The organism is Neokomagataea anthophila (genome assembly GCF_018122595.1).
In the GTDB taxonomy this organism is placed as follows: Bacteria; Pseudomonadota; Alphaproteobacteria; order Acetobacterales; family Acetobacteraceae; genus Gluconobacter; species Gluconobacter anthophilus.
Window position 1 is genome coordinate 1 of the sequence record NZ_JAGRQH010000197.1, and the last position, 224, is coordinate 224.

General features: G+C 50.9%; 1 pseudogene. It reads left to right on the forward strand.

The window, feature by feature from the left end:
• Positions 1 to 42: 42 nt before the first annotated feature.
• Positions 43 to 224, forward strand: a pseudogene (locus KB213_RS12460) (ribonuclease PH); the annotation flags it as partial.

A 224-nucleotide genomic window follows, 5' to 3' on the forward strand; every position in this document is an offset into this window, starting at 1 on the left:
CTTAACAAGCTGGTTGCAGCAGGTAAACTGAAAGCTAACCCGATGAAAGGTCTGGTAGCTGCTGTTTCCGTCGGGATTGTGAAAGGTGAAGCGTTGTGTGACCTTGAGTATGTAGAGGACTCTGCCGCAGAGACTGACATGAACGTGGTGATGATGGAAGACGGCCGCATGATTGAAGTTCAGGGTACGGCGGAAGGCGAGCCGTTCAGTCATGAAGAGTTACT